The sequence below is a fragment of the Methanocorpusculum sp. GPch4 genome (assembly GCF_012062385.1).
Classification (GTDB): domain Archaea; phylum Halobacteriota; class Methanomicrobia; order Methanomicrobiales; family Methanocorpusculaceae; genus Methanocorpusculum; species Methanocorpusculum parvum.
The window spans coordinates 1-5,371 of the sequence record NZ_SIJA01000012.1 but is presented as its reverse complement, the minus strand read 5'-3'; the positions used below and the strand labels follow the sequence as shown (position 1 = coordinate 5,371).

Genomic DNA, 5,371 nt, shown 5'->3' with positions numbered 1-5,371 from the left:
GGGTGGGGCGGGTCCTCTCCCATCCCGCCGTGGTGCGGGTGGGGCAGATCTCCTACTCGCTGTATCTCTGGCATTGGCCCCTGGTGGCCTATGCCTTCTACCTGGGCGTGGGCGGCAGCCTGGAGGCCCGCTGGCTTCTGGTCCTGGTCAGTTGCCTGGCCGGATACGCCTCCTGGCGGTGGGTCGAGACGCCCATCCGAAGCAAGAGGATCCTGCCACGACGCCGGGCCATGGGGTGGCTCTTCGCCTCCTACGCGGTGCTGGCGATCTCTTCGGGGCAGCTCTACCTGCAGAGCCAGGGCTACCCCGAGAACTGGGCCGAGAAGGCCCGCCCCCGGGAATTCCGCTCGCGCACCCACGCGGTGGATCCGCTCTCGGACGAGGCCCGGCCGACGCCGATGGGGAGCCCGCGTTCCGAAAGCCCCCGCTTCCTCTTGTGGGGTGACAGCCACGCGATGAGCCTGGCCCCGCTGCTGCACGAGCTGGGCAGGTCCTACGGCCTGCCCGGGTTGCAGTTGACCGCCACCTCGTCGGCCCCGCTGCTTGATTGGGGTCATGAGATGCCGAGCTGGGACAAGAGCCCCGAGTACAAGAAGCGGTGGCGGGAGCTGGCGTTGAAGACCCTGGAGCAGGAGCGCGTGGGCACCGTCTTCTTGTCGGGCTACTGGTCCAGCTACGGCCGGGAAGGCTTTGCGGAGGACCTGCGACAGACGGTCCGCCACCTCCAGGATCGAGGGATCCGGGTGGTCTTCGTGGGCGACTTCCCCAGCCAGCCGGGCGTGAACTCCCGAAACCTGCGGCTGGTCTCGCGATGGCCGTGGCTTGCCCCCCACCCGGCGACACCCGAGGATCACCGGACCCAAAACGCCAAGGTCCATCAGGCCCTGGAAGGGCTCCCCCGCTCCGAGGACTTCGTGGTCCTGGACCCAGGCCCCGAAATCCTGGGCTGGCAGAGCCTGACCCGGGACGCAGCCCCCCTGTACATCGACTCCCACCATCTCTCGGATGAGGGAGCCCTGCTGCTGAAGAGTCTCTTCGAGCCGGTCTTCAGGCAGATGCAGGACGGGCGCTGAGGCCCGTCACGCGGACGGAGCCTCGACCTGAATCCGCCACCTACCGTGGCATTCGGCCGCCGATCCGGGCCCGTCTGCGTCGTCAGGCGCACCTCTGCGGTGCTCACGTAGTTTCCAACTACGCTCCGCTCCTCGAGGCACGCCTTCCTTGCATCCAGACCCGACTCGACGCCCTCGGTCCTCACGCCAGGCGGCGGATTCAGGCTCGAGCGCCCGAAGCGGTGTGCGGGCGCCGGGTTGAACCCGGCGCGGTCCAGCCCTACCAGCCGGCGGCGCGGACCCGCTCGAAGAGGATGTTGTTCTCCTCGTGGATGTGCCGGTGCATGTCCTGCTCCAGCTCCTCCAGGCCCAGGTAGAGGGCCCGCCACGAGCCGCAGGCCGCCTCGGGAGGAGAGAAGTCCCCGGTCAGCCGGCGCATCTCGGCCAGGGCGGCGCCCGCCTCGTCATGCTCGCTCTCCATGCAGGAGATCGGACCGCGGGCCAGGACTCCGGCTCCTTGGGGCATGGCCGCCCCCCGGGCTTCGCAGGCCACGATGGCGGGGAAGAGGATCTGCTCCTCCTTGGCCAGGTGGGACTCGATCTCCTCGCGGAATCCGGCCATGACCCGGCGCAGCTCACCCAGCTCCGGGGTCCCCGAACCGTGCACCTCGAAGACCTTGTCGGTCAGGGTGCTCAGGCGCGGCAGTTCGGTGCGCAGGAACCCATGGTGGCTGCGGACGATGTGGTCGATCAGCTCCGAGCAGGTCTTCTCGAGCCAGGGCGCGGCGCAGGCATCCTGGGTCGAGGCCAGGGCCTGCTTGAGGGCCGCCAGCACCTCCTCCAGGTCCAACCCCTTCTCGGCCACCGCCTGGGAGAGGGGCCTGTGCCCGCCGCAGCAGTAGTCCAGACCCAGGCCCTCCAGGGTCCGGATCAGATGGGGATGCTCGGCCACCAGGCGGCCCAGCGGGATCTCGATATCGTGAAGGTTCATCTCATGCTCCCTTCGGGATGCGTTCAGGCCTCGAGTCTACCGGGAAGAGGACGCGGGGATCTTGACTTGGATCAAGATCGCGCCTGCAGAAGACCGGAGGTCCGGGCCTCGAGCCAGGGAACGAACCGGTCGGCGCGAAAACCGGCACGGTGAATCGCAGTTGGAACCTCCTGGTGGCCCTGGCGGCCGTGCTGTGCTATGCCAGCGTGCTGACGGGCCCCTTCCTGTGGGACGACCGGGTCCTGATCCTGGAGAACAGCTACCTCAAGGGGGCTCAGCCCGCCTGGGCTCCCTTCATGACCGACTTCGCCCGCATGGCCCTGGCGGAATGGGAGGTCACTCCGTTCTACCGGCCCCTGACGCTGCTCTCGTTCCGCCTGGACGCCCTGGTCTGGGGCTTCACGCCCCTGGGTTTCCACCTGACGAACCTGCTGGCCCATGTGGGCTGCTCGCTGGCGGTGATGCACCTGGGGAACCGGCTCTTCGACGCCCCCCGGGCAGGTCTGGCCGCGGGCCTGCTCTTCGCCGTCCACCCCGTCCACACCGAGTCCGTGAGCTGGATCTCGGGGCGCACGGACGTGCTGGCCTGCCTCTTCGGCCTGGGGGCCCTGCTTCTGGCCCTGAGGGGAACCGCTGCCTCGGCCATCGGCTCGGCCCTGGCCCTGGCCCTGGCCCTGATGGCCAAGGAGAGCACGGTGGTGATCCCCCTCCTGACGGCGGCTGCCCTGATGCTGCGACGGTCCCCGCGGTCCGACGCGATCCGGGTCCTGGGCCTGCAGGTCCTGGCCCTGGGCACGGTGCTGGCCTTGCGCCACCAGGCTTTGCAGGGCCTGGTTCCCACCCTGGACCTGGCTGGGGGCCTGGGCCACCGGCTCCTTCTGGCGCCCCGGTTCTTTGCCGAGTATCTCGGCCTGCTGGCGATGCCTTTCTGGCTGAGCGTCGAGCGCCACCTGGCCCTCCAGGCCGTGCCCCCCCTCGGCGTGGCGGCCGGGTGGCTGGTGGCCCTGGCCTTCGCCGCGCTCCTGGCCTGGACGGCCCGCAAGGCACCCGTGGTCTGCTTCTCGCTGGCATGGATCCCGCTGGCCCTGATCCCGGTGCTGAACCTGGTTCCCCTGCCCCAACCCCTGGCCGAACGCTTCCTGTACCTGCCCAGCGTGGGCTTCTGCCTGCTTCTGGCGGTGCTGCTGGCGAACCGGCACGCCCGCATCCTGGCCCTGATCGTCCTGGTCTGGGGCGCCGCCACCGTGGCCCGCAACCAGGTCTGGAACGACGAGGGTCGGTTCTGGCAGGCGGCGGTGACAGCCCGCCCGGAGAGCCAGGCCGCCCGCCTGGCGCTGGGCATCCACCACCTGGAGAACGGCCGGCTGGACCAGGCCGAGGTCCACCTGGTGGAAGCCGTCCGCCTGGCCCCCCGAGTCGCTTCCGGCTATCACTACCTGGCCCAGTTGCGCCTGGCCCAGCGCCGCCTGGACGGCGCCGAGCAGGCCTACCGCGAGGGGATCGCCGCGCGCGCCCGGCCCGAGGAGCTCCTGTACCGACAGTTCGGCAACCTGGCCGAATCGACCGGAGACCTGCCCACCGCCCTGGAACGCTACCTGGCGGGTCCGCCCAGCGCCGCCCTGGAGTACAATGCCGGAGTCGTGCTGGGCAAGCTGCAGCGCTGGGACGAGGCCGCCCTGCGCTTCGAGCGGGCCCTGGAGCTGGACCCCTTCCGGCACCAGGCCCGGTACAACCTGCTGGTGGCCTTGCTGGAATCGGCAGACCAGGCCCGCTCCCAGGGCGACCTGGCCGGGGCCCGGAAGCGCTATCAGTACGTCCTGCAGAAGGGGCGCCAGCACCCCGAAGTCCAGGCCCGGGCCGCGCAGGGGCTGGCCGAGACGTCCCCCTGACCCCCCGAGCGCGGATGCCGCAGGCGGATTCCGCGCAGGAAGAGTCGGGTCAAGGGCGTCGCGAAGGGTGGGGCCGCTTCCTGGCCAGCAGCAGATAGCTCCCCACGATGGGAAGCCGGAGCATGCTCCGCTGGATTCCGAGGGTGCGGGCCAGGGTCTGGACCCCTCGCCGCCCCGTCATGGAGGCGACCTCCTCCAGGCAGGTGTACTGGAACTCGGTCGAGTGGGAGACGATCTCCAGACCCAGCGAGTTCAGGAGACGGGTGACGTTGCTCCGGTTGAAGTAATAGATGGCGTTGTAGACCCGCTTGAAGCTGCCCAGGAGGATCCGGGCCGGGTGGTCAAAGTCGAAATAGTTGAAGGCCAGGATCCCGCCAGGCCGGAGAGCTTCGACCATATGGGAGTAGGTCTTCCGGACGTCGTGAAAATTCGAATCGCAGCCCCAGGCCGCGATGCCGTCGTAGGACCCTGGAGGGATCTCCAACTGGTCGAAGTCGCCGACCTGGATGTCGACGTCCAGCCGGGAGCGCCCGTACTCCGCCATCGCTGCCGACAGCTCGATGCCGGTCGCATCGAACCCGGCCTGCTTCAGGGCGGACAGGAAGAAGCCGGCAGCGCAGCCCACCTCCAAGACCCTGGAGCCGGTCGGCAGGTGCCTGGAGAGGGCCCGAACCCTCTGCCGGGCCTGGGCCATGCGGTACGGGTGTCCCATCTCGTAGTTGTTGTAGCCCAGGCGAAGCTCGTCGGTGCTCTCGGCAGGAGGTGGGGTCGCGTCGGACCGACCGCGCCAGTAGAGCTCGGAGTTGTAGATCAGGTCCAACGAACCCTTGGTGAGCCGGGGAGACTGGAAGACCAGACCGCAATCCGAGCAACGCACCCACTGGAAGGGGTGGTCGAAAAAGGACAGATCGAAGGCGGGGGTGCGCGTCGTCGAAGCGCACACATAGCACGTCGGGACCGGCTCGAAGGAGATGGAATCGGTCCAACCGCTCCGGCTCCAGTTGCCGCCCTCCTCTCCAGAACCCACCGGAAGAGGTTGGGGCTCGGTCTGGTTCTCGACGACTCCAAGCGAACTGGCCACCTTCATCACCTGCCTGGCTCAGAGAGCAGTTGCGGTCTGCTTCTGAGGACTCCCTCCCGCCGGCTCAGGGCCTCTGGCCCGGGGTGCGGGCGGCTGACGATCCCCACCTGGGTACCTCCCACGCCTCGGGTGGGCGAGTCTTCTGCGATGCTCCAGCGCATCCCGGGGGAGGATATTTTCGTAGGATATCCTGCTTCCTCCGGGCTGTAAAGACCAGGGGCCGACCCTGAATCCGCCACCTGGTCGCCCGTAGGACCCGAAACCCTCTTCGAAGGGGCCTGCGGAGGGGTCAACCTGCCCCGGCCGGGCTCCCCCGGGCTTCCGCGACTCGCGGTCCGGGGGCTCCAGGTCTCACCAG

At 69.0% G+C, this 5,371-nt stretch carries 4 protein-coding genes; 2 read left to right on the top strand and 2 right to left on the bottom strand.

Going from position 1 to position 5,371, the window contains the following annotated elements; genetic code table 11:
- Positions 1-1,073: acyltransferase family protein (locus EYA77_RS00625; RefSeq protein WP_167815564.1), on the top strand; the 1,073-nt coding region annotated here is incomplete at its 5' end.
- Between the two features lie 259 nt (positions 1,074-1,332).
- Here the strand turns inward: EYA77_RS00625 and ric are convergent.
- Positions 1,333-2,043: an iron-sulfur cluster repair di-iron protein gene (gene ric / locus EYA77_RS00620; protein WP_167815563.1), complete on the bottom strand. Its 711-nt coding sequence runs from the start codon at positions 2,041-2,043 to the stop codon at positions 1,333-1,335.
- A gap of 149 nt (positions 2,044-2,192) precedes the next feature.
- Between ric and EYA77_RS00615 the strand changes: the two genes are divergently transcribed.
- Positions 2,193-3,932 carry a tetratricopeptide repeat protein gene (locus EYA77_RS00615; RefSeq protein WP_209314967.1) on the top strand — a complete coding sequence of 580 codons (1,740 nt, stop codon included), beginning with the start codon at positions 2,193-2,195 and terminating at the stop codon, positions 3,930-3,932.
- A 49-nt stretch (positions 3,933-3,981) separates the two neighbouring features.
- Here the strand turns inward: EYA77_RS00615 and EYA77_RS00610 are convergent, their stop codons facing one another.
- On the bottom strand, positions 3,982-5,019 hold the full coding sequence (locus tag EYA77_RS00610; protein WP_167815561.1) for a bifunctional 2-polyprenyl-6-hydroxyphenol methylase/3-demethylubiquinol 3-O-methyltransferase UbiG: 1,038 nt from the start codon (positions 5,017-5,019) through the stop codon (positions 3,982-3,984).
- Positions 5,020-5,371: the final 352 nt, after the last annotated feature.

What these genes read in the sequence shown, in the direction of transcription:
- ric (WP_167815563.1), bottom strand. Translation starts at nt 2,043, where the DNA reads ATGAACCTTCACGATATCGAGATCCCGCTGGGCCGCCTGGTGGCCGAG.
- EYA77_RS00610 (WP_167815561.1), bottom strand. Translation starts at nt 5,019, where the DNA reads ATGAAGGTGGCCAGTTCGCTTGGAGTCGTCGAGAACCAGACCGAGCCC.